Source organism: Neisseria sp. P0001.S007 (genome assembly GCF_051963655.1).
In the GTDB taxonomy this organism is placed as follows: Bacteria; Pseudomonadota; Gammaproteobacteria; order Burkholderiales; family Neisseriaceae; genus Neisseria; species Neisseria subflava_A.
In genome coordinates this window covers 415,748-442,004 of the sequence record NZ_JBQCUB010000001.1, presented here as the reverse complement: position 1 = coordinate 442,004, position 26,257 = coordinate 415,748, and the positions used below count along the sequence as shown (strand labels likewise).

At 47.6% G+C, this 26,257-nt stretch carries 21 protein-coding genes and 1 other RNA gene; 17 read left to right on the top strand and 5 right to left on the bottom strand.

The window, feature by feature from the left end; translation table 11 throughout:
• Nucleotides 1–411: 411 nt before the first annotated feature.
• The 3 genes from ACTHRE_RS02130 (at nucleotide 412) to ACTHRE_RS02120 (ending at nucleotide 7,534) form a co-directional block, all read left to right on the top strand.
• Complete coding sequence (locus tag ACTHRE_RS02130; RefSeq protein WP_293206429.1) at nucleotides 412–3,165, top strand: type I restriction-modification system subunit M; 2,754 nt, start codon at nucleotides 412–414, stop codon at nucleotides 3,163–3,165.
• A gap of 9 nt (nucleotides 3,166–3,174) precedes the next feature.
• The gene (locus ACTHRE_RS02125; RefSeq protein WP_293206431.1) at nucleotides 3,175–4,347 is read left to right on the top strand and encodes a restriction endonuclease subunit S; all 1,173 of its coding nucleotides are present in this window, start codon (nucleotides 3,175–3,177) and stop codon (nucleotides 4,345–4,347) included.
• 67 nt (nucleotides 4,348–4,414) lie between these two features.
• Nucleotides 4,415–7,534: a type I restriction endonuclease subunit R gene (locus ACTHRE_RS02120; RefSeq protein ID WP_440344753.1), complete on the top strand. Its 3,120-nt coding sequence runs from the start codon at nucleotides 4,415–4,417 to the stop codon at nucleotides 7,532–7,534.
• Between the two features lie 78 nt (nucleotides 7,535–7,612).
• Here ACTHRE_RS02120 and mobA read toward each other — a convergent pair whose 3' ends face one another.
• Nucleotides 7,613–8,194, bottom strand: a complete 582-nt coding sequence (gene mobA, locus ACTHRE_RS02115) for a molybdenum cofactor guanylyltransferase MobA (protein ID WP_377072799.1) — start codon at nucleotides 8,192–8,194, stop codon at nucleotides 7,613–7,615.
• Between the two features lie 259 nt (nucleotides 8,195–8,453).
• Between mobA and ACTHRE_RS02110 the strand changes: the two genes are divergently transcribed.
• The 3 genes from ACTHRE_RS02110 (at nucleotide 8,454) to trmB (ending at nucleotide 11,721) form a co-directional block, all read left to right on the top strand.
• Nucleotides 8,454–10,214 carry a histidine kinase gene (locus tag ACTHRE_RS02110; RefSeq protein ID WP_377072801.1) on the top strand — a complete coding sequence of 587 codons (1,761 nt, stop codon included), beginning with the start codon at nucleotides 8,454–8,456 and terminating at the stop codon, nucleotides 10,212–10,214.
• Nucleotides 10,211–10,867, top strand: coding sequence for a response regulator (locus ACTHRE_RS02105; protein WP_003680203.1), 657 nt, complete (start codon nucleotides 10,211–10,213; stop codon nucleotides 10,865–10,867). The genes ACTHRE_RS02110 and ACTHRE_RS02105 overlap by 4 nt, the downstream gene beginning before the upstream one ends.
• 137 nt (nucleotides 10,868–11,004) lie before the next feature.
• The gene (gene trmB / locus ACTHRE_RS02100) at nucleotides 11,005–11,721 is read left to right on the top strand and encodes a tRNA (guanosine(46)-N7)-methyltransferase TrmB (RefSeq protein WP_315039590.1); all 717 of its coding nucleotides are present in this window, start codon (nucleotides 11,005–11,007) and stop codon (nucleotides 11,719–11,721) included.
• Nucleotides 11,722–11,780: 59 nt separating this feature from the next.
• Here the strand turns inward: trmB and ilvA are convergent, their stop codons facing one another.
• Nucleotides 11,781–13,304, bottom strand: coding sequence for a threonine ammonia-lyase, biosynthetic (ilvA, locus tag ACTHRE_RS02095; RefSeq protein WP_377072804.1), 1,524 nt, complete (start codon nucleotides 13,302–13,304; stop codon nucleotides 11,781–11,783).
• 208 nt (nucleotides 13,305–13,512) lie between these two features.
• Between ilvA and ACTHRE_RS02090 the strand changes: the two genes are divergently transcribed.
• On the top strand, nucleotides 13,513–14,730 hold the full coding sequence (locus ACTHRE_RS02090; RefSeq protein ID WP_377072806.1) for a D-alanyl-D-alanine carboxypeptidase family protein: 1,218 nt from the start codon (nucleotides 13,513–13,515) through the stop codon (nucleotides 14,728–14,730).
• A gap of 225 nt (nucleotides 14,731–14,955) precedes the next feature.
• Here ACTHRE_RS02090 and ACTHRE_RS02085 read toward each other — a convergent pair whose 3' ends face one another.
• Complete coding sequence (locus tag ACTHRE_RS02085) at nucleotides 14,956–16,584, bottom strand: ABC-F family ATPase (protein ID WP_003683571.1); 1,629 nt, start codon at nucleotides 16,582–16,584, stop codon at nucleotides 14,956–14,958.
• Between the two features lie 185 nt (nucleotides 16,585–16,769).
• Between ACTHRE_RS02085 and ACTHRE_RS02080 the strand changes: the two genes are divergently transcribed.
• From ACTHRE_RS02080 to ACTHRE_RS02060, 5 genes are all read left to right on the top strand, one after another.
• Entirely contained in the window at nucleotides 16,770–16,964 is a 195-nt protein-coding gene (locus ACTHRE_RS02080) for a hypothetical protein (protein WP_315039582.1), read from the top strand.
• Nucleotides 16,965–16,977: 13 nt separating this feature from the next.
• Entirely contained in the window at nucleotides 16,978–17,427 is a 450-nt protein-coding gene (locus tag ACTHRE_RS02075) for a DUF4124 domain-containing protein (RefSeq protein ID WP_315039580.1), read from the top strand.
• Nucleotides 17,428–17,587: 160 nt separating this feature from the next.
• Nucleotides 17,588–18,424: a sulfate ABC transporter permease subunit CysT gene (gene cysT, locus ACTHRE_RS02070; protein WP_063069002.1), complete on the top strand. Its 837-nt coding sequence runs from the start codon at nucleotides 17,588–17,590 to the stop codon at nucleotides 18,422–18,424.
• An 84-nt stretch (nucleotides 18,425–18,508) separates the two neighbouring features.
• Complete coding sequence (gene cysW, locus ACTHRE_RS02065; protein WP_049328527.1) at nucleotides 18,509–19,369, top strand: sulfate ABC transporter permease subunit CysW; 861 nt, start codon at nucleotides 18,509–18,511, stop codon at nucleotides 19,367–19,369.
• The gene (locus ACTHRE_RS02060; RefSeq protein WP_107697042.1) at nucleotides 19,366–20,439 is read left to right on the top strand and encodes a sulfate/molybdate ABC transporter ATP-binding protein; all 1,074 of its coding nucleotides are present in this window, start codon (nucleotides 19,366–19,368) and stop codon (nucleotides 20,437–20,439) included. Before cysW ends, ACTHRE_RS02060 begins: the two co-directional genes overlap by 4 nt.
• Nucleotides 20,440–20,492: 53 nt before the next feature.
• Here ACTHRE_RS02060 and ung read toward each other — a convergent pair whose 3' ends face one another.
• Complete coding sequence (ung, locus tag ACTHRE_RS02055; RefSeq protein ID WP_440344754.1) at nucleotides 20,493–21,152, bottom strand: uracil-DNA glycosylase; 660 nt, start codon at nucleotides 21,150–21,152, stop codon at nucleotides 20,493–20,495.
• A gap of 126 nt (nucleotides 21,153–21,278) precedes the next feature.
• Here ung and ACTHRE_RS02050 point away from each other — a divergent pair, with 126 nt between their 5' ends.
• The 5 genes from ACTHRE_RS02050 (at nucleotide 21,279) to ACTHRE_RS02030 (ending at nucleotide 25,793) form a co-directional block, all read left to right on the top strand.
• Nucleotides 21,279–21,704 carry an NfeD family protein gene (locus tag ACTHRE_RS02050; protein ID WP_039863785.1) on the top strand — a complete coding sequence of 142 codons (426 nt, stop codon included), beginning with the start codon at nucleotides 21,279–21,281 and terminating at the stop codon, nucleotides 21,702–21,704.
• 9 nt (nucleotides 21,705–21,713) lie between these two features.
• The gene (locus tag ACTHRE_RS02045) at nucleotides 21,714–22,676 is read left to right on the top strand and encodes an SPFH domain-containing protein (protein ID WP_039863787.1); all 963 of its coding nucleotides are present in this window, start codon (nucleotides 21,714–21,716) and stop codon (nucleotides 22,674–22,676) included.
• A gap of 75 nt (nucleotides 22,677–22,751) precedes the next feature.
• Nucleotides 22,752–24,014, top strand: a complete 1,263-nt coding sequence (locus tag ACTHRE_RS02040) for a multifunctional CCA addition/repair protein (RefSeq protein WP_377072812.1) — start codon at nucleotides 22,752–22,754, stop codon at nucleotides 24,012–24,014.
• 82 nt (nucleotides 24,015–24,096) lie between these two features.
• Nucleotides 24,097–24,408, top strand: coding sequence for a hypothetical protein (locus ACTHRE_RS02035; protein WP_070585331.1), 312 nt, complete (start codon nucleotides 24,097–24,099; stop codon nucleotides 24,406–24,408).
• A 167-nt stretch (nucleotides 24,409–24,575) separates the two neighbouring features.
• The gene (locus ACTHRE_RS02030; RefSeq protein ID WP_070585333.1) at nucleotides 24,576–25,793 is read left to right on the top strand and encodes a uracil-xanthine permease family protein; all 1,218 of its coding nucleotides are present in this window, start codon (nucleotides 24,576–24,578) and stop codon (nucleotides 25,791–25,793) included.
• Between the two features lie 117 nt (nucleotides 25,794–25,910).
• Here the strand turns inward: ACTHRE_RS02030 and ffs are convergent.
• Nucleotides 25,911–26,007, bottom strand: an RNA gene (ffs, locus tag ACTHRE_RS02025) — signal recognition particle sRNA small type.
• Nucleotides 26,008–26,257 lie beyond the last annotated feature (250 nt).

The following is a 26,257-nucleotide window of genomic DNA, read 5'->3' as shown; positions in this document are numbered from 1 at the left end:
GCTGCTTTGGAGGTCGTCTGAAAACCTAAAAAGCAGCCTGTACTTTTCAGACGGCCTTTTTTCTTTTTCAAAGAGTAGAGAAATTTCAAAGAGTTTTTATAAATCATCTTCAAAATCCAAACGCTTGTTCTATCCTAATCATTTATATTCAAAGATGACAAGTTCAATCTCATCCTTGCCAATAAAGATAGCGGCTCTTATATGGATACAAGATGCCGTCTGAAAGTTGAGTTTCAGACGGCCTTTGTGTAATGTGAGCTTTCCTACCATTTTGCATTGCATCGATGAATCATACTTCCTCTACGATGTAAATTATGTAAACACTGTGTTGATGGTTTATCATAGCTAGCCTGCACCAAGCAATCATAAATACCGCAATATGTATAAAATCAAAAACCAATAAGAGAAAAAATGAATAAACAACAACTTGCAGCCAAAATTTGGCAATCTGCGAATAAAATGCGTTCCAAAATTGAAGCGAACGAATACAAAGACTACATCTTAGGCTTTATTTTCTACAAATTTTTGTCCGACAAACTGGAGAAATTTGCCCTTGAACAAGGCTTAGAAAAATCAAATTTTGCCGATGAGCTTACCGAATCTAACGTGGATCTTGTCAACCATATCAAAAGAAACCTCGGTTATTTCATCAGCTACGAACACCTATTCTCAACTTGGTTAGCCCAAGGCTCGGATTTCAATATTGCCCACGTTCGTACGGCAATGAGCGCTTTCAGTCGCAATATTGCCGACAATTACACCACTGTTTTTGACGGTATTTTCAAGACCTTAGAATCCGGTTTGAGCAAATTGGGCGATGGCGCCACCAACCAAACCAATGCAGTGAAAGACCTTTTTGTACTAATTGCCGATATTCCGATGGACGGTAAACAGGGCTATGACGTATTGGGCTTTATTTATGAATACCTGATTAGTATGTTTGCTGCCAACGCAGGCAAAAAAGCGGGCGAATTTTATACGCCGCACGAAGTATCTTTGCTGATGTCTGAAATCATTGCCGACCATCTCAAAGATCGTGAAGAAATCAGCATTTACGACCCGACCAGCGGCTCAGGTTCATTGCTGATCAACATCGGCCATAGCGTTGCCAAACATCTCAAAAGCGCCGACAGCATCAAATATTACGCCCAAGAATTAAAAGAAAACACTTACAACCTCACGCGCATGAATTTGGTCATGCGCGGCATTTTGCCGAGCAATATTTTCACCCGCAATGCCGATACATTAGAAGACGACTGGCCGCTGGAAGGTGAACCGCTGTATCTGGATGCCGTAGTGTCCAATCCACCCTATTCCCAGCCGTGGAATCCCAAAGACAAAGAAGGCGACATCCGCTACAAACGTTTTGGCGTCGCCCCGCAGGCAAAAGCCGATTTTGCCTTTCTATTGCACGACCTCTTCCATTTAAAGCCCGACGGCATCATGACCATCGTCTTGCCGCATGGCGTGCTTTTTAGGGGCGGAGAAGAAGAGAAAATCCGAAAAAATCTGATTGAATACAATCATATTGATGCCATTATCGGTCTGCCTGCCAATATCTTTTTCGGCACTGGCATTCCCACCATCATTATCGTTTTACGCCAAGAGCGCGAACGTAACGACGTATTGATGATTGACGCCTCCAAGCATTTCATCAAAGTAGGAAAAAACAACCATTTGCAAGCAAGCGACATCAAGCGCATTGTCGATTGCGTGACCCATCGTCGGGAATTACCTAAATTCTCCCGCATTGTGCCGAAAGCCGAAATTGTGGCAAACGGCTACAACCTCAATATTCCGCGCTACGTCGATTCTGCGGAGCCGGCGGAGCAATGGGATATCTTCGCCACCATACACGGCGGCATTCCCAAAGCCGAGCTGGCACAATTTGCAGACTATTGGGCAGCCTTTGACGGTTTACAGACGGCCTTGTTTACCGATAACGGCACACCTTATGTGCAGCCGAAAACCGACAATCTCAAAGCCGCCATGCAAAGCCACGCCAGCGTGCTGCATTACCAAGCGCAATTTGCAGAAAACTTTGCCGATTTCACTGCCAGCTTGGGAACCCTGCTGATTGAGCCGATGGAAACGCTCAACATCTCCCAAACCCAGCAGCAACTCGCCGAACTCATTCGGGAAAAAGTGCAGGCAATGCCCTTATTGGATTTTTATACCGCCTATCAAAAACTCGATGACCTATGGCGCGCCGATGTGGCAGGCATTGCCGCCGATTTGGAGATGATTCAAACCGAAGGCAAACAAGCAATTAAGCAGGTTGATCCATTTATGGTGTTGAAAAAAGACAGCAAAACCAAAAAAGAAGCCGAAGTACAAGACGGCTGGGTAGGGCATATTCTGCCATTTGAATTGGTGCAAGCCGTCAAATTACCGCAGGAATTGACAAACCTGAAAGCCAAAGAAAATCGCTTAGAGGAAATCACCGCCGAACTACAGAGTATTTTAGATGATTTGAGCGAAGAAGAAAAAAGTGGACCTTATGTCAATGACGATAATGATGCATTTATTGCTAAAGAAATTGCTGCTTATTTCAAAGTAATTTATGCAAGCGTTACAACAGAAGAAACAATCGCATTGGAAAATTACCTAGAATTATTGTCAAACAAGGCTAAAAAAGCTGAAAAATTAGTGTTTATTCAAGAAAATACGGTTGTAAATTGGGAAAATATTGAAGCTTCAAAAGATGGCACTTATGCAAAAGCGAAAGTGAATGCATATTTAAAATCTTTGCGTAGCGGTTATGAATTTGACGAAGATAGCTTAGAGAACAAACTATTAACAGTTCAAGCATTATTGGAGGAAGAAAAAGAAATAAAAGCCCAGATTAAAACCGACTCAGCGAACCTCCACAGCAAAACCAAAGCCACCATTGAAGCCCTGGATGATGCCGAGGCCCTCGATTTGCTCCGCCAAAAATGGTTTGTTCCGCTTAATGAGGCGATGTGCAGGCTGCCTGAAAACATGCTGGCGCAATTCAGCCAAAAACTGACCGCACTTTGCGACAAATATGCCGACACCTATCAGCACATCAGCGAGCGTAAACAGGAAAGCGCCGCCGCACTGGCGCAAATGATGGACGAACTCACCGGCAGCGAGTTTGATTTGCAGGGCATTGCCGCATGGCAGGAGATTTTGAAAGGCTAAGGGGGAAAAATGAATAAGCAACAAGAGCCACGTTTGCGGTTTAAAGGGTTTTCAGGGGCGTGGGAAGAGAAAAAAATCGGCGAGATATTGAGTGAAGTACGCCGTTCTATTTATTTAGAAGATAGCGAAAAATACCAGCTTGTTACCGTAAAACGCCGCAACGAAGGTGTCGTTTCTCGTGGATATTTATTGGGGAAAGATATTTTAGTTAAAAATTATAGCCAATTAAAAACGAACGATTATTTAATTTCCAAGCGTCAGATTATTCATGGTGCCAATGGCATTGTTCCTTCTGAGTTAGATAATGCAATTGTATCGAATGAATATTTGGTTGTTGTCAGTAATAACGATGTAAGAACAGAATTTCTTACGCTTGTTTCTCGAACGCCAAGTATGTACCGCAAGTTTTTATTAAGCTCTTACGGTGTAGATATTGAAAAAATGGTTTTCAATGTTGAAGACTGGAAAAGCAGGGAAATCACTTTACCGTCTCTTCCCGAACAAACCCATCTCGGTTTGTTTTTCCGTCGCTTAGACAGCCAAATCGCCGAGAGCCGTGCAGTGTTGGAAAAAAGCCGTCAGCTTAAAAAGGCAATGCTGGCAAAAATGTTCCCCGCAAACGGTGAAAAAATACCGAAAATCCGCTTTAAAGGGTTTGAGGGGGAGTGGAAGACAAGAAGCTTGAGAGATGTATTAGAGATTGAGCGAAAAGGAAAAGCTCAGTATCAAAAATTACAAGCAGGAAATGTACCTTATTTAGATGCTGAATTTCTTAATGGGGGTGTGAAAATCTTGACTGATGCAGTGTCTGATGTAGATGTGAATGATATTTTAATTATTTGGGATGGCTCAAATGCAGGAAAAGTTTATACCGGATTTAATGGGGTTTTAGGATCAACATTAAAATCTTATCGTACTAATGCAGATTGTTCATCAATGTTTTTATATCAAGAATTGGTGCGTAATGCAGAGGTTATTTTTAGCCAATATAGAACGCCAAATATTCCGCACGTAATTAAAGATTTTTCTGATGAATATAATTTCTTAATGCCGTCGTACACGGAACAAACCGCCATCGGCAACTTCTTCCGCCAACTGGACGAAACCATTGCCTTACAGACGGCAGAAGTCGAAAAATTAAACCAACTCAAAAAAGGGCTGTTGGCGGCGATGTTGGTATAGGCTGGCGTTCCTGCCCATGATTGAGGCCGTCTGAAAAATTGTAGTAGCGCCCTTACGGAGAAAAAGAATGTTTAATAAAGAAGCTGATTTTGAAAAAGCACTGATAGCCTTGCTGGCCACCAAAAGCTGGGAAAAGAAAGTGTTGCGCCACCCCACTGAAGAAGAGTTGATTGCCAACTGGCAGGCTCATTTGAATAAAACCAACCAACATATCGACAAGCTCGATGTGCCGTTGCTTCGCACGGAAATGAACCAGATTTTGGAACAGGTACAGGCATTGAAAACGCCTTATGCTTTAAACGGCTTTATCAACGGCAAAACGGTGGCAATCAAGCGTGAAAATGAGAAAAGCCGTCATTTCGGCAAGGAAGTGTCGCTGGATATTTTTGACCGTGAGGAAATTTCTGCCGGCAAAAGCCGCTATCAAATTGCCCAGCAGCCCCAATTTACTCCTCGTTCGGATTTATACCCTAAGCAGCGAGGCGATTTGATGCTGTTAATTAATGGGATGCCGATGTTCCATATTGAGCTGAAACGCTCGGGCGTGCCCATCAGCCAAGCGACCAATCAAATTGAGCGATACCATAAGGCAGGCGCGTTTTCGGGCATTTTTAGCCTGGTGCAGGTGTTTGTGGCGATGACGCCGGAAGAATGCCGCTATTTTGCCAATACCGGCGGTCCATTAAATCCGGCGTTTTATTTCCGTTGGGCGGATTTCAATAATGTGTATATGAACGAATGGGATAAGGTGGCGACACATTTCCTCTCGATTCCAATGGCGCACCAGTTTATCGGCGATTACACCATTGCCGATGCGAAAGACGAGCAGCTGAAAGTATTGCGCAGCTATCAGTATTATGCGGTCAACAAGATTGCCGATACGGTGGCAAAGACAGATTGGACTTCGGGCAATCAGCGCGGTGGCTATATTTGGCATACCACAGGCTCGGGCAAAACGATGTCAAGTTTTAAATCGGCGCAGTTAATCAGCCGCCGCAAAGATGCGGATAAGGTGATTTTCTTACTCGACCGTATTGAGCTGGGCAAGCAATCTCTGGAGGAATATCAGAATTTTGCCGACAGCAAGGATGATGTGCAGGCAACGGAAAACACCGCCATTTTGCTCGCCAAGCTGAAAAGCAAACAAGACCGCGACCGCTTAATCGTTACCTCCATTCAAAAAATGAGTAATATCAAGGCGGAAGAAGGGGTAAATGAGGCTGATATCAAGCAAATCAGCGGCAAGCGGCTAGTGTTTATTATTGATGAAGCCCACCGCACTACTTTTGGCGATATGTTGCTCACCATTAAGCACACCTTCCCCAATGCGCTTTTCTTCGGCTTTACCGGCACGCCGATTGAAGAAGAAAACGCTAAGAAAAATTCAACCACTGCCACGGTTTTCGGTAATGAATTGCACCGCTATTCGATTGCAGACGGCATTCGCGATGAAAATGTGCTGGGCTTTCACCCCTTCCATATCCGTACCTTTAAAGACAGCGATTTACGCAGAACTATCGCTTTGCAAGAAGCCAAAGCAGCAGATGAAAGCGAAGTATTTGCCGATGACCAAAAGAAAAAAATCTACAATCAATTTATGAATGATGTGCCGATGGCGGGAGAATATACTTCAGACGGCAAATATCAAAAAGGCATTGAAGATTATGTACCCAATGTGCAATATCAAACGCCGGAACATGTGAATGCAGTGATCGACGACATGCTGGAAAATTGGCGACGCCTCAGCCAAGGCAAAAAATATCATGCCATTTTTGCCACCAGCTCTATTCCCGAAGCGTTCAATTATTATCGCTTAATTAAAGCCAAAATTGCTGAGAAAATCAGAATTGCTGAGGAAGTCGGAAATTCTGAGGAAGCTAAAAAATCCTTGCCGAAACTGACCGCCCTTTTCGATCCGAATATTCTTAACGATGGGCAAGGCAACGATAAGGAAATATGGATTGCCGAAATTTTGAAAGATTACAACGCCCAGTTCCACACAAATTTCGGCTACGCCACCTATTCCCGATTTAAAACAGATTTGTCGGATAGGTTGTCGCATATCAATGCGTATAAGAGAATCAAGCCCGACGAGCAGCTGGATTTGTTGATTGTGGTCGATCAGATGCTGACGGGCTTCGACAGCAAATGGCTCAATACGCTCTATCTAGACAAAATTTTGGATTACGCCAACTTGATTCAGGCGTTTTCCCGTACTAACCGCGTATGCGACAAAACGGATAAGCCTTTTGGTTTAATCCGCTATTACCGCAAGCCGCATACGATGCAACGCAATATTGAGCGAGCCGTAAAACTTTATTCGGGCGACCGTCCTATGGGGCTGTTTGTCGATAATTTAGATAAAGTTATCGACAAAATGAATGTCTGTTTTGCCGATATTGCCGATATTTTCAAATGGGCAGGATTAGAGGATTTTTCAAAAAACCCTGATGATACAACCTCATGCGCAAAGTTTGTCAAACTATTCAATCAGCTCAATGAGCACTTACAAGCTGCTCGGCTCTTGGGCTTTTCTTGGGAAAAATTAAGCTATGACGTGGTACAGGAAGACGACAGCGTGATCACTGCCACACTCAATTTCGATCAAGAGACTTACGATAAACTGCTGGCTCGTTATAAAGATTTGTTTAAAGAAAGTTCAGGCAATGGTGGCGGTAGCGATGATGTGCCGTTTGATTTGCGTTCGCACATCAACGAAATCGAAACCGACAAAATTGATCAAAATTATATGAATGCCCGTTTTGAAAAATGGCTTAAAACCATCGGTGGCATAGAAGAAGCTGCTGCACTTGAGGAGCTACACCACTCTTTTGCTACGCTTTCTAAAGAAGATCAAAAATTTGCTGAGTTGTTTTTACACGATGTGCAATCCGGCGATATCAAGCTTGATCCAAATTTAGCATTAAGTGATTACATCACCACGTACAAACAAAAAGATGCCGATGATAAAGTGCTAAAAGTAATTAAAGGTTTAGGGCTGGATGGAGATTTGCTACGTGCGCTGTTGGCAAGAAAATATACCAGCGAAAATTTGGACTTAGGCAGACTAAATGACCTAAAAGAAACAGTCGATAGGGAAAAAGCCAAAGCTTATTTTAACGAAGAACGTATATTTTATTTAAATATACGGATTGATGAATTTCTAAGGGAACTAATTACAAGATAGTTATTACCTATTGAAAGATACTAAATAATCATCAAGTTAGCCTATCTCTACCTGAACATTAGCCCCTCACCGACCCAACTACAAAGGCTGGGCCAAATCGTTTTCCGTATTGTAGCTGATAAAATCCTGCTCATGAGGGAAATGGACAACCCGCGCGCGCTGTTGCTGTAGCCAGCCGCGGATGCTGCGCATTCCTGAATAAAGGTATGGCACGGTACTTTGTAGGATTTGCGGTCGGATAAACATCACGCTGTAATGCGGCCTGGCAGAGGTCTCCACATAGAATGCATTACACAATGGCGTGCGCCGCGCGATGGTTTCAAATTGGGATACCAAATTTTCCGGCAAACGCGGCATATCGCAGGATACGATAAGCAGCCAATCGGCAGTGGCAATTTGCAAATCGTTGGCGGCAGTACACAAAGCGGCTAGAGGGCCGTAATGCTGCCACTGGCGCGAATCCGAGAAAACGTGCGCGCTGCGTTGGGCGTAGGATTCGAGATTGCGGTTGGCACTGATGGCGATATGGCTGACTTGCGGGCGGATTTTTTCGATAACATGATCTATCAAGGCTTTGTTGTGCCATTGTACCAACCCCTTATCGACACCTCCCATCCGGCTTCCCTGCCCACCGGCCAATATCAGTGCGAAAATTTTCATTTTGGTAGTCCTTTGCGAAGCAGAGTATGGAGTGTGGTTCAAGATGTTGTGTTTATTGGATAAGTTTCAAGGTTTCAGGCCGTCTGAAACCTTATTTTCATGATTTAATTCACTTGAGATGAATTTTATCATAACATGATTTTACATTAAACCCCTGTTTTTTCTTATCATAACCACACAATTATTTTAGACAGGTTGTTTATAGGCCGAAAGAATGATATTTTTATAAGATTATCGGATTAGTTCCCCTGCGTGCTTTATGCGTTTATTCTCCGGATCTTCAGACGGCCTGAGCCTGTCTTCGCGTTTAAAACTGCTGACTTTTTTATGGGTCAGTTCGGCGTTTTTGTCGATTGTCTTTACCCTGCTGCTTTCTTGGCGTTTGGAAAACGCAGCCAAAACGATTGAAGATGTAGGCAGTTTGAAAATGCAGGTGTACCGTTTGGCTTATATGGCAAGCGTCCGTACACCCAATGCGCAAATTGACAACCAAATCAAAGAATTTGAGCGTACGCTGGCCAATGTGACGCAAAGTGATGCCATTCATCCGCTGATTCCGTCTCAAATGCCGCTGGCTTACGACTTGATTCAATCGATGCTGTTGATTGATTGGGAATCCAACATCAAGCCGTCTTTGCAACATTACGAGCGTCCGACCCAAATCGGCCTGTACCGTTTTGCCGGCAACATCGAGCTATTTTTACAGGCGATGGAAAATGCCAACGAGCAAAATACCTTGTGGCTGCGCCGCTTCCAAATGGCCATGATGCTGATGATTGTTGTGGCCGCAGGCTTGATGATTGTTTGGCATTATTCATGGATTATCCGGCCCTTGGAAAAACTGCGTGATGGCGTAGAAACCATCAGCAAAGGGCATTTCGGCGTTCAAATCGAGACAGACCAGATCCGTGAGTTTGCCCAAGTAAGCAAGGGTTTTAACCAAATGAGCCGCCGTCTGCATACGCTTTATACAGACTTGGAAGGACAAGTTGCCAAACAAACCCAAGACTTGGCGCGGCAAAACCGTGATTTAACCCTGCTCTACCAAACCACGCGCAATCTGCACCAAACCTTTACGCCGCAACAGGCGGCAGAAGAATTTTTAACTCAGATTCTGCCTGCGTTTTCCGCCTTAGGTGGTACGGTATATCTTTCCGATGAGGAGCGGAAACGTTCTGATTTGGCGGCAAGCGTCGGTGAAACCGAAGAAGGAAATCGTGTAGAATTTCCGATCGTTTATCAAGATGAACAGCTTGGCGTACTAACCCTATATTTTTCAGACGGCCATATGCCTGATGAGCAAGACGAAAAACTGCTGCATACTTTAAGCGGACAGCTGGGCATTTCCATCGCCAACAACCGCATGGAACAAGAGCGCCGCCTGCTTGCAGTCTTGCAGGAGCGTAACTTGATTGCGCAAGGTTTGCATGACAGCATCGCGCAAGCTTTAACCTTTTTGAATTTGCAGGTACAAATGCTGGAAAGCGCGTTTGCCTCAGACCAACGCGAGCAGGCCGAAGAAAATATCGGCTTCATCAAAGACGGCGTGCAGGAATGCTACGAAGACGTACGCGAACTTTTGATGAATTTCCGCACCAAAATCAGTAATAAAGATTTTCCTGAAGCGGTAGAATCGCTGCTGGCGCGTTTTGAACGACAAACCGGTATTCCAGTTGATTTAAAATGGCAGGACGACGGGCAGGCTTTGAATTATGATGAGCATTTGCAGATCATCTTCATCTTGCAGGAAAGCCTGTCCAATATTCGGAAGCACGCGCGTGCGCAACATGTCAGCGTCGAAATTGCCAACCACGGCGATTTTGTCATGACGATTCGTGACGACGGCGCAGGCTTTAATAAAGAACACCTATCAAACCGGCCTTCAGGCGAACATGTCGGCTTGGGCATTATGCAAGAACGGGCCCAACGGATTAACGCAGAATTGGCCATTACATCACAGATTGGGCAAGGTACGGCGGTTATGCTGACTTTGCCGCAACAAATGAGAACAGCATCATGACGATTAAAATTACCCTTATTGACGACCACACCCTATTTCGCAGCGGTATCAAGGCCTTGCTTTCGCGCCAGCCTGATTTTGAAGTCGTCGGCGAAGCTTCAGACGGCCTGGCCGGCGTAAAAATGGTTGAGCAGCTCAAGCCTGATGTGGTCTTGCTGGACTTGGATATGCCGGTCATGAACGGCCGCGAAGCATTGGCCCAAATTTTAAGTATCAATCCGCAGCTGACCGTCATCATGCTGACTGTTTCTGAAGACAGCGATGATTTGACTGAATGTATGCGTATGGGTGCAAAAGGCTTTTTGCTGAAAAACATCAACGCCGACTTCCTGTTGGAAAGCATCCGCAAAGCTGTCGATGGCGACAATGTCTTCTCTCCGGAAATGACCAGCCGCTTGGTGCAATCGCTGATTTCCCCTTCTCCTTCACGCTCGGATCATCTGCTGGAGCAACTGACCCCGCGCGAGATGGAAATCTTGGGCTATCTTGCCGCCGGACACAGCAACAAAATTATTGCCCGTCATTTGAATCTGGCAGAGTCAACCGTCAAAGTGCATGTGCAAAACCTGTTGCGCAAGTTAAACCTAAGCAGCCGCGTCCAAGCAGCGGTTTATGCGGTGCAACACAAAGTACCGCAACCGGTATTGTCTTAAAAAGGCCGTCTGAAACCTTCTTTTTAAAAGGTTTCAGGAAAAGCGTTTATTCGCTATAATCACTCCGATTTATATGTAGGGTTGTCTGATTCTTTCAGACGGCCTTTTTATTTGATTTCTCACTGATTTAAAACAACATGTCCGAAAACATTCCAGAAAATACACCCGAAAATACCGTTCCTGAAGAACACAAACGCAGCATCCGCAGTTTTGTCTTGCGCCAAGGCCATATGACCGCGGCCCAACAGCGCGCCATTGATACGATGTGGCCGCAATTTGGTGTGGACTTCCAAGAAGCTCCTTTGGACTTGAACCGCACTTTTGGACGGGACAATCCTAAAGTATTGGAAATCGGTTTCGGTATGGGCGTCGCGACAGTGGAAATCGCCAAATGTCTGCCCGATACCGACTTTTTAGCGATTGATGTTCACGGCCCGGGCGTCGGCAATATCTTGAAGCTGATTGAGGAAGAACACATTTCCAATATCCGTGTGATGCGTCATGATGCGGTGGAAGTAGTGGAAAAGATGCTGGAAGACGGTTCTTTAGACGGCATTCATATTTTCTTCCCTGACCCTTGGCACAAAAAGCGCCATAACAAACGCCGCTTGGTACAAGTGCCATTTGTTGAAAAGCTGTTGCCCAAACTCAAAAGCGGCGGCTATGTCCATATGGCGACCGACTGGGAAGAATACGCCGTGCAAATGCTGGAGGTTTTGAGCAGTTTCGACTCTTTGCAAAACACGGCTGCCGATTATGCCCCTACGCCTGATTATCGTCCTGAAACCAAATTTGAAGCCCGAGGCAAACGATTGGGTCATGGCGTTTGGGACTTGGTGTTCCGTAAAAAATAAAGCCGAACATAAAACACAAGGCCGTCTGAAAAATTTCAGACGGCCTTTTATCTTACTGATTAAGCCAAGAAAAGTTTATAAGCCGGATTATCGGTTTCTTCTCTATAAACATAACCCAAGCTCTCCAAGAAGTCGGCAAAGGCTTCATTGTCGCTTTCTGGTACATCGATACCGACCAAAATACGGCCGTAGTCCGCACCATGATTGCGATAATGGAACAAGGTAATATTCCATTCGGCACGCATATGGTTCAAGAAGCGGGACAATGCGCCGGGACGCTCTGGGAATTCAAAGCTGACCAAGCGTTCGCTGGATACTTTTTCCGTACGTCCGCCGACCATGTAACGGATATGGATTTTGGCGATTTCGTCATTGGTCAGATCGACATTGGGCAAACCTGCGTCAGCCAGTTGTTTACTGATGACGGCCAAGTCTTGCGCACCGGCAGTTTGCAAACCGACAAAAATATGAGCATTGTTGTCGTTGCCGTAGCGGTAGTTGAACTCGGTAATGTTCCGGCTACCCAAGACATTGATAAACTTGAGGAAGCTGCCTTTTTCTTCAGGAATGGTAACGGCGAAAATACCTTCGTTGCCCTCGCCCAGCTCACTGCGTTCTGAAACATGGCGCAGGCGGTGGAAGTTCATGTTGGCGCCACTGGTAACGGCAACCAGGTTTTGACCTTGGATATTGTTTTTCGCAACGTAAGCCTTCAAGCCGGCAAGCGCCAATGCGCCTGCAGGTTCGGTAATGCTGCGCGTATCGTCAAAAATATCTTTAATTGCGCCGCACAACATATCCGTATTGACCGTAATAATCTCGTCCAGCAGCTCTTTACACAGGCGGAAGGTTTCATCACCGACAACCTTGACCGCCGTGCCGTCTGAAAACAGGCCTACATCTTTCAAATGTACGATTTCCCCTGCCTCAACCGATTGTTTCATACAGCAAGAATCATCGGTTTGCACTCCAATGACTTTAATTTTAGGGCAAACCTGTTTGATAAACGCCGCTACACCCGCTGCCAAACCGCCGCCGCCAATCGGGACAAAAATCGCATTGATATTGCGATGTTGTCGGAGAATTTCCATGCCGACAGTTCCCTGACCGGCAATCACATCAGGATCATCAAACGGCGCGATATAAGTCAGTTTTTCCTTTTCTGCCAACTCCATCGCATAATCATAGGCATCGTTGTAAGACACGCCTTTCAATACCACCTCGCCGCCACGGCTCTTGACCGCGTCAATTTTAATTTTGGGCGTTGTTTCCGGCATCACGATGACGGCGCGGCAACCCAAATATTGAGCCGACAAAGCCACACCCTGCGCATGGTTGCCCGCGCTTGCTGCAATCACGCCACAATCCAAGGCTTCTTTAGGCAGTTTCGCCATTTTGTTGTACGCGCCGCGAATTTTGAACGAAAACACCGGTTGCAAATCTTCGCGCTTGAGCAAAACCTGATTGTTCAGACGGCCTGACAAACTGCGCGCCAAATCTAAAGGCGTTTCTACGGCCACATCATAAACGGAAGCGGTCAAAATACGGGTTAGATAATCAGAAAGAGGAAGGGAATGGTTCATGGTATTTTAGTGTTCGGAAATAAATTGCAATTCGGTCAAATCGACCGGAGGAAAAAGTTAAAACCATACCCCTGAGGCCGTCTGAAGGCAAGAAAAATCTTAGCAAAGCCTAAATGAGACGGTATAATGTCCGCTTAATATCTATTTAATATGCCAAACTGTTTACTTTGAAAGAAACAGTGTCCACTGATATTCAAATCCACAAATAATGATGAAAAAAACGCTACTTAGCTTAATTTTTGCTGCCCTCCTGAATACTCCTGCCCTTGCTGCCGACCCGGTTGCTTCCGCACCTGCCGTACAAAGCGAGGCTCAAACGCAGCCGCTGCTGCACAGCATCAACAGCCCGACAACGCCGCCAGAAATTGCGGCGACCGCCTATATTGTTACCGATCTGCACAGCAAGCAAACCTTGGCATCCAACAATGCCGACACGCCTATCGAGCCTGCCGCGTTGACGCAAATGATGACCGCCTACCTTGCCTTTAAAGCACTGGAAAACGGTACGCTTCAAGCAGATCAGATGCTGACAGTTTCAAACGTCGGCTGGAAAGTCGAAGGTTCACGCATGTTCCTTGATCCGAAAGTTCCTGTCAGTGTCAGCGATTTGATTAAGGGTACAACCATCCAGTCGGCCAACGATGCCGCCATTACCCTTGCCGAAGCCATTGGCAACGGCTCTATCGACGAATTCGTCAAACAAATGAACGAAGAAGCCAAACGCTTGGGCATGAAGCATACCCACTTCAACAACCCGACCGGTGTTTCTTCTAACGGCCATGTTTCAACCGTTGGCGACCTTGCTATCTTGGCAGCCGCGCTCATTAATGACTATCCGAAATATTATCCTTTATTTGCAAATAAATCTTTCAAATACAATAACATTGAGCAGCCCAACCGCAACCTTCTGCTCTATCGCGACAGCAGTATCGATGGTTTGAAAACCGGCTATAGCGAAGGCGCAGGCTACCATCTCGCCGCTTCCAGCAAACGCAATAACCGCCGTATTGTTTCCATCCTTGCCGGTGCCGAGTCCACCGAAGCGCGCGCCAGCGAAAGCAGCAAACTGCTCAACTGGTCATTGCAGGCATTTGATACGCCCAAACTTTACAACGGCGGAGAAGTGATTTCCCAAGTCAAAGTTTACAAAGGCAGCACCAAAGCCGTAGATATCGGTTTCTTGGACGATGTTTACATTACCATTCCCCACGATACAGGCAAAAACGTCAAACCAATCTTAGAAACGCTTCAGCCCGTCCTCGCCCCGATTGAAAAAGGCCAAGTATTGGGCAAGCTGAAAGTCATGAAAGACGGCAAAATCATTGCCGAAAAAGACGTCGTCGCCCTGACCGGCGTGGAAGAAGGCAGCTGGTTGCGCCGTATGTGGGACGCGATTGTGTTGTGGTTTAAAGGTTTATTCAGTTAATCCTCTTTCTATCAAAACATAAATAAAGGCTGTCTGAAATTTTCAGACGGCCTTTTGTATATCTGTTTTTTATGGCTTTAATAAAAATTCCTAACAAGAAATTTATCCATTTTAATCTTAGCAGTTTCAGTGATTGACAATATGAAACGCTTCAAAAAATGCCGTCTGAAAACATAAAGATTTTCAGACGGCATTTCAATACCTTAATAGGTTATCAGTATAAGCTTAAACTAAGCCTTTTTTCTCCAGATAGCTTTCGTAATCGCCCAAGTAGTGTTCATATCCGCCTTTGCCATCCAATTCGATGATTTGGGTAGCCAATGAAGATACAAACTGACGGTCGTGCGAGACGAAAATCAGCGTGCCGTTGTATTTTTCCAGCGCCATGTTCAAGGATTCGATGCTTTCCATGTCCATGTGGTTGGTCGGTTCATCCATGACTAAGACATTGGGTTTCAACAGCAACAGTTTGCCGTAAAGCATACGGCCTTTTTCGCCACCGGAGAGAACCTTCACTTTTTTCACGACATCATTGCTGCCGAAGAGCAAGCGGCCCAAAGTGCCGCGGATGACTTGTTCGTCATCGCCTTCCTGACCCCATTGGCGCATCCATTCACTCAGATCCATATCGACGTCGAAGTCGTTTTCATGGTCTTGCGGATAGTAGCCGACGCTGGCTTTTTCCGCCCATTTGATGGTGCCTTCGTCCGGCAGCAGGCCGTCTGAATATTCGGGGTTGTATGCGCCTGCCAAGAGTTTCAGCAAAGTAGATTTACCTGCGCCGTTTGGGCCGATGATGGCGAGGCGCTGGCCTGCTTCAAGGATGAAGTTCAGGTTTTTAAACAACTGGGTTTCAAAACGTTTGGCCAGTTTTTCAACTTCCACAGCCTGACGGTGCAACTTGGCTTTTTCGTCGGCTTCAAAACGGATATACGGGTTTTGACGGGTAGAAGGTTTGACTTCGACCATCTCCGATTTGATTTTGTCGGCCTGTTTCAGACGGCTGGTTGCCTGACGGGCTTTGGATTTGTTTGCGGAGAAGCGTGCGACGAACTCCTGTAGCTCTTGCAGTTTCTCTTTTGCTTTGGCGTTGTCTTTCAGGGCGCGCTCACGCGATTGGGCGGAAGCGAGCATGTAGTCGTCGTAGTTGCCCGGATAAATGGTGATGGTGTTGTAGTCCAAATCCGCCATGTGTGTGCAGACTTCGTTCAAAAAGTGACGGTCGTGCGAGATGATAATCATGGTGGAGTCGTATTGGTTCAACACGCCTTCCAGCCAGCGGATAGTATTAATGTCCAAGTTATTGGTCGGTTCGTCCAAAAGCAATACATCTGGCTTGGAGAACAGGGCTTGCGCCAGCAATACGCGCAGTTTGAAGCCCGGTGCAACTTCTGCCATGGTCGCATTGTGCAAATCTTCGGAAATGCCCACGCCGCTCAACAATTCAGCAGCGCGTGCTTCGGCGGTATAACCGTCGTATTCGGCGAACTTGGCTTCCAGTTCGGCGGCTTTCATGTAGTCGTCTTCGGTGGCTTCGGGGTTGGCGTAAATTGCATCACGCTCGGTCATCGCCGCCCACATTTCTGTATGACCCATCATCACCACGTCCAGCACGCGCATGTCTTCGTAGGCAAACTGGTCTTGGCGCAATTTACCCAAACGCACGCCGTTTTCAATTGCTACTTCGCCGGCAGTCTGTTCCAAATCGCCGCCGAGGATTTTCATGAAGGTGGATTTGCCTGAACCGTTGGCGCCGATCAAGCCGTAACGGTTGCCTTCGCCGAATTTGACGGATACGTTTTCAAACAGCGGCTTTGCGCCGAACTGCATGGTGATGCCGTTGGTAGAAATCATTATTCGTAAAACCTTTATAAATAGAATGTTATAATCGGACGCGATTGTAGCATATTTTTGCAAAGACCTCAGGATTGAGGCCATGGCAAATGTGCCCAATTTCGATACAAGATGAAAATAGGCAGCGCTTCACACAAAAATGCGTTGTAGGTAGCATTTCAGGCCGTCTGAAACGGAGAAACGATATGGAGACGCACAAAATCTATTACGCCGTGATTATTTTGGTATGTGCCGCTTCCATGCTGCTCAGCCCATTTTTCTATATCCGCCGCACGCGCTCTGGAGCCGAATTGCGGCGCGCGCCCAGACAGTGGAAACCCATCCTCTTCGCCAACATCATCATGATTGTGGCTTTAATTGTTTGGTGGAAATGGTTTTAAGGAAAAATAAAAAATGAACAAAATCTGGATCAGCACATTACTGCTCACTTTGACAACTGCGGTTTCTGCCGCACCCATTTTTGAATGTACCGATTCTGCCGGCCGCAAAGTCTATACCCAAGCCGGCGGCAAAAACTGCAAAGCCAGCAATATCGGCAAACCGTCCGTATATACTTCTGCGCCTGTTTCAACACCGGCAACGCCGACTTCCCCAAGCAAAACCGAGCAGGCGGAAGAAGCTGTCGCCCCGGTCAATCCGGCTGACGTCGGCGCGGCCAAGCGTGCTTTGGATACCGCCAAGAAAAATTTGGAAGAAGGCAAAAAAGTGCGTTATGGCAATGAGCGTAACTACGCCCGCTATCTCGAACGGATCAACGGTTTGGAAAAAGCCGTCCGCTCGGCTCAGGAAAACTATGACGCGGCGCAACGCCAGCCTGCATCTCAAGATCCTGTGGCCTATTGATCCTTACCACACCAGCAAGGCCGTCTGAAATTTGATGTTCAGACGGCCTTTTCATCTTTTCAATATAACAAAATCGTCTTTATACCAAACAAAGCATTCTTTCCAGTTTTCAGATGGCCTTGTTAAAGTAAGCGTGTATTAAATTCTGACGGTTGCCATTATGTTGTTACTCAAAACGCCTTCTGTATTGCCGGGTTTCAAACTCAGCCTGGGTTTGACGGTTTTATGCCTGTCACTTTTGGTGGTTTTGCCGTTTGCGATGATGGCGGCCAAAGCAGCAGAAATCGGCTGGAGCGGATTTTGGAACACGATTACCGAACCCAATGTCTTGGCGGCCGTCTGGCTGAGTTTGCGGATGTCGTTTTATGCGATGTTGACCAATATCGTGTTCGGTACGTTGGTCGCTTGGGTATTGGTGCGCTACGAATTTCCGGGCAAAGGGTTGGTAAACGCCTTGGTCGATTTGCCGTTTGCGCTGCCGACGGCGGTAACAGGCATTGCGTTGGCCACCCTGTATGCGCCCAATGGTTGGATAGGCCGTTTTTTCGAGCCTTTGGGCATCAAAATCGCCTTTACGCCCATCGGCATTTGGATTGCGCTGATTGTCGTCAGCCTGCCCTTTATCGTTCGCGCCGTGCAGCCGGTATTGGAAGAATTGTCGGGCGAGTATGAAGAAGCGGCGGCGACTTTAGGCGCAAGCCGTTGGACTACGTTCCGCCGCGTCCTCTTGCCAGAAATTACACCAGCCCTGTTGACCGGCGCAGGCATGATGTTTGCCCGCTCTACCGGCGAATACGGCTCGGTCATTTTCATCGCAGGCAATATTCCGATGGTGTCTGAAATCCTGCCCTTGATTATTACCGGCAAACTGGAGCAATACGATGCTCAGGGTGCATCAGCCGTTGCTCTGTTTATGCTGATGATTTCGTTTGTCATTTTGCTGATTTTAAACATTATGCAATGGACTTTAAGCCGCCGCGCCGGAGCGAGGGTTTAACAAACAACAGGCCGTCTGAAACATTAAGTAAACATTTTTCAGACGGCCCAAACAGATACAAGAATAAATCGAGACTACCCTACCATGAAAACCCATTCCACCAATCCAAATTTGAGCGAACCGCGTTGGCTGCGCGTATTGCTGACCGCTACCGCCTTGGGCTTTCTGCTGCTGATGCTGGTCGTACCTTTGGTTGCCGTATTCTATGAAGCCTTAAAAGGCGGTTGGGATTTGTACCTGCAATCTCTGACCGATCCCGAGGCATGGTCTGCCATCAAATTGACGCTGATTACCGCGCTGATTGTCGTCCCCGTCAATGCCGTATTGGGCGTGGCGATGGCGTGGCTGCTGACCCGTTTTGATTTTCGCGGCAAGCAGTTGCTGACCACCCTGCTCGATTTGCCGTTTTCCGTGTCGCCCGTGGTGGCCGGTTTGATGTTCGTCTTATTGTTCGGCGCGCACACGGCGTTGGGCGGCTGGCTCGAAGCGCAAGGCATACAGATTATCTTCGCCATCCCCGGCATTATTTTGGCGACGCTGTTCGTTACCTTCCCCTTTGTCGCGCGCGAAATCATTCCTTTAATGCAGGCGCAGGGCGACAGCGAAGAACAAGCCGCGCTGATACTCGGCGCAAGCGGCTGGCAGATGTTTTGGCGCGTTACCCTGCCCAACATCAAATGGGCGCTGCTCTATGGCATCATCCTCACCAACGCCCGTGCGATGGGCGAGTTCGGCGCGGTCAGCGTGGTATCGGGGCATATCCGCGGCGAAACCAACACCATCCCGCTTTTGGTCGAAATCTTCTACAACGAATACAACTTTACCGGCGCATTCGCCCTCTCCGGCGTATTGGCACTTTTAGCCTTGGCCACCTTGCTGGTGCAAAACATCATCACCAAATTACAAGATAAAAAACTCGCCGCCGCCGAAAGGAACGCAGCATGAGCATTACTATTCAAAATCTAAACAAACACTTCGGAGCGTTCCACGTGCTGAAAAACATCAACCTCAATGTCCCCACCGGCAAACTCGTTTCCCTGCTCGGCCCTTCAGGCTGCGGCAAAACCACGCTCCTGCGCATTATCGCCGGACTGGAAAACGCCGACGGCGGCCAAATTCTCTTTGACGGGCAAGACGTAACCGCCAAGCATGTGCGCGAGCGCAAAGTCGGCTTTGTATTCCAACACTACGCCCTCTTCCGCCACATGAACGTGTTTGATAACGTCGCCTTCGGTTTGACCGTATTGCCCAAGTCCGAACGCCCGTCCAAAGAACAAATCCGCACCAAAGTCGAAGAATTGCTCAAACTCGTGCAGCTCTCCCACCTCGCCAAATCCTATCCGCACCAGCTCTCCGGCGGCCAACGCCAACGCATCGCCCTCGCCCGCGCCCTCGCCGTCGAACCCAAACTCCTGCTCTTGGACGAACCCTTCGGCGCACTGGATGCCAAAGTACGCAAAGAATTGCGCACTTGGCTGCGCGACATCCACCACAATCTAGGCGTAACCAGCATTCTGGTCACGCACGACCAAGAAGAAGCCCTTGAAGTTTCCGACGAAATCGTCGTCATGAACCACGGCAAAATCGAACAAACCGGCAGCGCCGAAGCCATTTACCGTAAACCAGAAAACGCCTTCGTTACCGAGTTCTTAGGCGAAACCGACGCTTTTGAAGGTCGCATCGAAAAAGGCATCTGGCACTACAACGGCTTCGCGTGGAAATTGGACGCGCACTACAAATGGCAAGAGCAAACCGCCATCGGCTATATCCGTCCGCACGAATGGCAGCTTGCCGCCGAAAACGAAACCCCGATGATTCGTGCCAAAATCGAAAAAATCCACGCCGTCGGCGCATTGACGCATATTGTGGTAAAACACGACAAACAGGACGTACATATCACGCTGGCAGGCAGCGATGCCGCGCGTTACCAAATCGCCGAAGGCAAAGAATTGAAGCTGATTCCGAAACAGGTTTATGTCTTTTCTCAAAACGAACTGATTGAATATTCGATTTGAGACTAAATCATAAGGCCGTCTGAAAATCTGCTTTCAGACGGCCTTTTATCTTATTAAACCTGCCAATCAATCGGCTCTAAACCATGCGCCTGCAAATAAGCGTTTGCCTGCGAAAAATGTTTGCAGCCGAAGAAGCCGCGATATGCAGACAAGGGCGAAGGATGTGGCGCGGTCAGCACCAAATGACGGTTGCGGTTGATAAACGCGCCTTTCTTCTGTGCATGGCTACCCCACAGCATAAAGACCAAATGCTCGCGCTCCTTATCCAATTGTCGGATGACTTCATCGGTAAACGCCTCCCAACCGAAGGTTGCATGGGAATGCGCCGCACCGGCACGGACAGTCAACACCGTGTTCAACAGCAACACGCCCTGTTCCGCCCAATGCTGCAAATAGCCGTGTTGCGGAATCCGAAAGCCCTCAATATCCGTCGCCAACTCTTTATAAATATTGACCAGTGATGGCGGTACCGCAATTTCAGGTTGCACGGAAAACGCCAAACCATGCGCCTGACCTGCGCCGTGATACGGGTCTTGCCCCAATATCACTACTTTCACATTTCCGAATTCAGTCGTCCGAAAGGCATTGAATACATCGCGCTCAGGCGGATAAACGGTTATCCCCGCCTGCCTTTCATGGCGAACCTTCTCCAAAATCGTTTGAAAATACGCCTTTTCTTTTTCTGCACCAATTGCCTCGTGCCAAGTCTGCATTATTTGCCGCTCCGTATTTGAATGGACTTAATTATAACTGAAATAATTTTCAGCCTTAGCCTTTTCATTTTAAGCCCTTGCCATTATGATAAGGATTATCAAAAGATTATTAAAAGGATATGCCGCATGACGATATGGTTTGTTGCCGCCGCCGTTGTTCTGATTGTCGAATTGTTTATCGGAACGGTTTATCTTTTGGTGGTCAGCGTAGCGCTGGCTGCCGCAGGAATCATGTACGGATTAAGCGGACACTTTTCTGCCGCCGTTTTGACCGCCGCCATCATCAGCGCACTCGGTATCTGGCTGGTACACGGCCGTCTGAAAAACCGCTTGGCTCCCCAAGCGCTCAACGATGATTTGGATATTGGGCAAAACGTCCGCATCCTACGCCACCTGCATGACAATATTTACGAAGTCGCCTACCGCGGTACACACTGGCAGGCACAAGCCGAACGACCTCAAGATACTTTTCAGACGGCCTCAAGTGCAGTCATTACTGCCAAAAATGGCAATCTTCTGATTATCCGCACACTATCCCAACCATCATCATAAGGAAACATTATGGAATTTCTGCTCAGTCTCCCCGTCCTCATCCTCATCGTCGTTGTTGTTTTTGGTTTCAAATCCTTTATCGTTGTGCCGCAGCAGGAAGTTTATGTGGTTGAACGATTAGGCCGTTTTCACAAAGCACTAACGGCAGGTCTGAACATCCTGATCCCATTTATCGACCGTGTCGCCTATCGTCACTCGCTGAAAGAAGTTCCTTTGGATGTTCCCAGCCAAGTCTGTATTACCCGCGACAACACTCAGCTGACTGTGGACGGCATCATCTACTTCCAAGTTACCGATCCTAAACTCGCTTCATATGGTTCCAGCAACTACATCATGGCGATTACCCAGCTTGCGCAGACAACTTTGCGATCTGTCATCGGCCGCATGGAATTGGATAAAACCTTTGAAGAACGCGACGAAATCAACAGCATTGTTGTTGCTGCTTTGGACGAAGCGGCAGGCGCTTGGGGTGTGAAAGTATTGCGTTACGAAATCAAAGACTTGGTTCCGCCGCAAGAAATTCTGCGCTCAATGCAGGCGCAAATTACCGCCGAACGTGAAAAACGTGCGCGCATTGCCGAATCCGAAGGCCGTAAAATCGAGCAGATTAACCTTGCCAGCGGTCAGCGCGAAGCAGAAATCCAACAATCCGAAGGTGAAGCGCAAGCCGCCATCAACGCGTCAAACGGTGAAAAAATCGCCCGCATCAACCGCGCACAAGGTGAAGCCGAAGCCCTACGTCTGGTGGCCGAAGCCAACGCCGACGCCATCCGTAAAATCGCCGAGGCGGTTCGCTCAGAGGGCGGTGCTGAAGCTGTTAACCTGAAAGTTGCCGAGCAATACGTTGCCGCCTTCAGCAATTTGGCTAAAGAAAGCAACACGCTGATTATGCCCGCCAACGTTGCCGACATTGGCAGCTTGGTCTCCGCCGGTTTGAAAATCATCGACGGCAACAAGCCTAAAGCCTCATAATAGCGTTCTGACTCAGGCCGTCTGAAAACCCAATACGGCTTTTCAGACGGCCTTTTTATATCGTTCGATTTTTATATGAATACACAAACCATCAAAACCTATCTTGTCGGCGGCGCTGTCCGTGACCATCTGTTAGGCCTGCCCGTCAAAGACCGCGACTGGGTAGTCGTCGGTGCAGATGCGCAAACCATGTTGGCTCAGGGTTATCAGCCGGTTGGCAAGGATTTCCCTGTCTTTCTCCATCCGGACAGCCATGAAGAATACGCCCTCGCCCGTACCGAGCGCAAAACCACCAAAGGTTATGCCGGATTCAGTTTTCATGCCGATAAAGACGTCACGCTGGAACAAGACCTGATGCGCCGCGACCTGACCATCAATGCCATGGCTCAGGATTCAGACGGCACGATCATCGATCCCTTTGGCGGACAACAAGACTTAGCGGCCGGCATCCTGCGCCACGTTTCGCCTGCCTTTGCCGAAGACCCCGTGCGTATTTTGCGTATTGCCCGTTTTGCCGCGCGTTATGGTTTTCAAATTGCCGATGAAACCATGTCGCTGATGCGGCAAATGGTAGAAAACGGCGAAGCGGATGCCTTGGTTGCCGAACGCGTCTGGCAAGAATTGGCTAAAGGCTTGATGGAAAAAAATCCGCGCCGAATGATTGAAGTTTTGCGCGAATGCGGCGCACTCAAAGTTTTGCTGCCCGAGCTTGATGCCCTTTTCGGCGTACCGCAACGCGCCGACTATCATCCCGAAATCGACAGCGGTATTCATACGCTGATGGTTATACAACGAGCTGCCGAGATGAATCTGTCCCTCGCCGAACGCTATGCCGCCTTATTGCACGACTTAGGCAAGGCAAAAACACCGGCCGATATCCTGCCGAAACACTACGGACATGATGTCAACGGCGTCGAACCCGTCCGCGAAGTCAATCAACGCCTGCGCGCACCCAAACACTGCGCCGAACTTGCCGAACTCGTCTGCCGTTGGCACATCATGCTCCATCAAGTCGGGCAGTTTAAAAGCAAAACCATTTTGAATGTTTTGAAAAAAACCGATGCATTCCGCCGCCCCGAACGTTTTCAGACGGCCTTAAACGTCTGCGTGGCCGATAAGCAAGGCCGTCTGAATCTTGAAAACACGCCTTATCCGCAGCGTGAACACTGGCTGGCCTTACTTGAGGCCGCCAACAAAGTAGATGCAGGCAAAATTGCCGCCGAGTGCCGCACACAAGGGAAAGCCCATTTAATTACTGAACAAATCGATCATGCCCGCTTAGCACAAATTAGGTCGATTCAAAAAGCGTATAAGACAGAAAAATTAGGAAGCTATTGATGGTATAGACGGCCTTTGAAACAGCCGCAACAATATCCGCTATAATCCGTACCTTGACCATCTTATTTCAACAATAAAAATCATGACTATCCAGACCGATTTACTTCACGAAAAAATCAGCAATGAAGATTATCAACGCCTCATTGTCAAACACAGCGAATCTTTCAGCGACGGCGAAATCCGCCTATTAAACGAAATCCTTGAAAAATTCCACTTTGATGTCGTACAGGCGCAGGCTTTGGCGCAAGCCGTCATGCAGCAGGTGCGCTTCGATCCAAACGACTACCATATCGACAGCGACGATGAAGATACAACCGGCATCTGTCCGCACTGCATCAATCCGCCCATGCCGCCCCTACGCGATTATCTAGTTTGGCGCGAAACACGCGGCTAAAAATTTTCCTAATCGATTTTGATAAGCTATTAACCATTCGCTATCGAACAAGGCCGTCTGAACAGGTGTCATCGTTACATTTGTTCAGACGGCCTTTTGTAAATAAATGTTCATGACTAGGATAAATCAGTATAATCTGCGCCGTTTGAATTTTCTTCGGAGCTTTTATGAATCAGCTTAAAACGGCGGTAGCCGGTGCGCAGATTTTGTTTGTCGCATTCGGTGCCATGGTGCTTGTGCCGCTTCTGACGGGACTGAACCCGGCTTTGGCATTATTGGGCGCAGGCTTGGGCACCTTGTTGTTCCAATTGGTTACCAAACGTAAAGTGCCGATTTTCCTCGGCTCTTCTTTTGCCTTTATTGCACCGATTATCTACTCCATCGGCGAATGGGGCCTGCCTTCTACCATGTTCGGTCTGTTTGCGGCAGGTTTCATGTACTTTGTTTTTGCCGCTCTGATCAGATGGCGCGGTCTGGATGCGGTACACAAGCTGTTGCCGCCCGTGGTTATCGGCCCGGTGATTATGGTAATCGGTTTGTCCGTAGCCGCTGCAGCCAGCAGCATGGCCATGGGTCAGGCAGATGGAAAACAGGTCATCGACTATATCGACTCGCTGATTCTCTCCGGCTTTACCTTTGCGGTAACCGTCATTGTTTCTGTCTTCGGCAGCAAGATGATGAAGCTGATTCCGATTCTGATCGGCGTGGCTTCCGGCTATGTGTTGGCTTTGATCATGGGCTTGGTCGATACCAGCGCCATCATCAACGCTCCTTGGTTTGCCGTCCCTCATTTTGAAACGCCTCAAGTTAATTGGCAGGCTGCCTTGTTTATGTTGCCCGTTGCCATTGCCCCTGCCATCGAACACATCGGCGGCATTATGGCCATCGGTAATGTAACCGGCAAAAACTACACTAAAGACCCAGGCTTGGACAAAACCCTCGCCGGCGACGGCTTGGGCGTATGCGTGGCCGGTTTGATCGGCGGCCCTCCTGTAACCACTTACGGCGAAGTAACCGGCGCGGTGATGATTACCAAAAACAGCAACCCCATCATCATGACTTGGGCGGCAATTTTTGCGATTTTCATGGCGTTTTTCGGTAAGTTCAACGCGTTTTTGGCTTCGATTCCCATGCCGGTTATGGGCGGCATTATGTTGCTGCTGTTCGGTACAATCGCCTCTTTGGGCATCAAAACATTGATTGATGCGAAAGTCGATTTGATGCAGCCGAAAAATCTGGTTATCGTCAGCTCCGTATTGACGACCGGTATCGGTGGCATGATTATCAAAGTAGGTACTTTGAGCTTCGCCGGTGTAGGTTTGTGCGCCGTATTGGCGATTATCCTGAACTGCGTTTTGCCCAATACCAAATCAGAAGAAGCATAAATAGCTGGCTCATAAACTCAAAGGCCGTCTGAAAATGAGATTTCAGACGGCCTTTTTATTACGCTTTATACAATGAAAAATGCCGGAGACTTTATCATCTCCGGCATTTTTGAATAAGGTGGCGAGCCGAACCCCCGGCACTGGCTCATCAGAGTGGGCTGCTGGCTTCCGCCCCTGACCCGTTGTTCCGAATTACCATGCGGGGAGACCCGCCGTAGAAGAAACGCATTATAGCGGTTTTACAGAAAAACTCAAGCGATAAAATCTGTCAGGCCGTCTGAAAACCATTTACACGACAAGATTGTAAACAATATTGCCTAGTTGCAAATCATTCCCATTGAAATGTTTATTGTCTTTTCCGTTGAAAAATATCGAAAATTACACTACATTAACACTTTACGCCATCAAGAAGAAATTGCATTTTTCAGACGGCCTTTAATATAAAAACATTACATCCATCAACG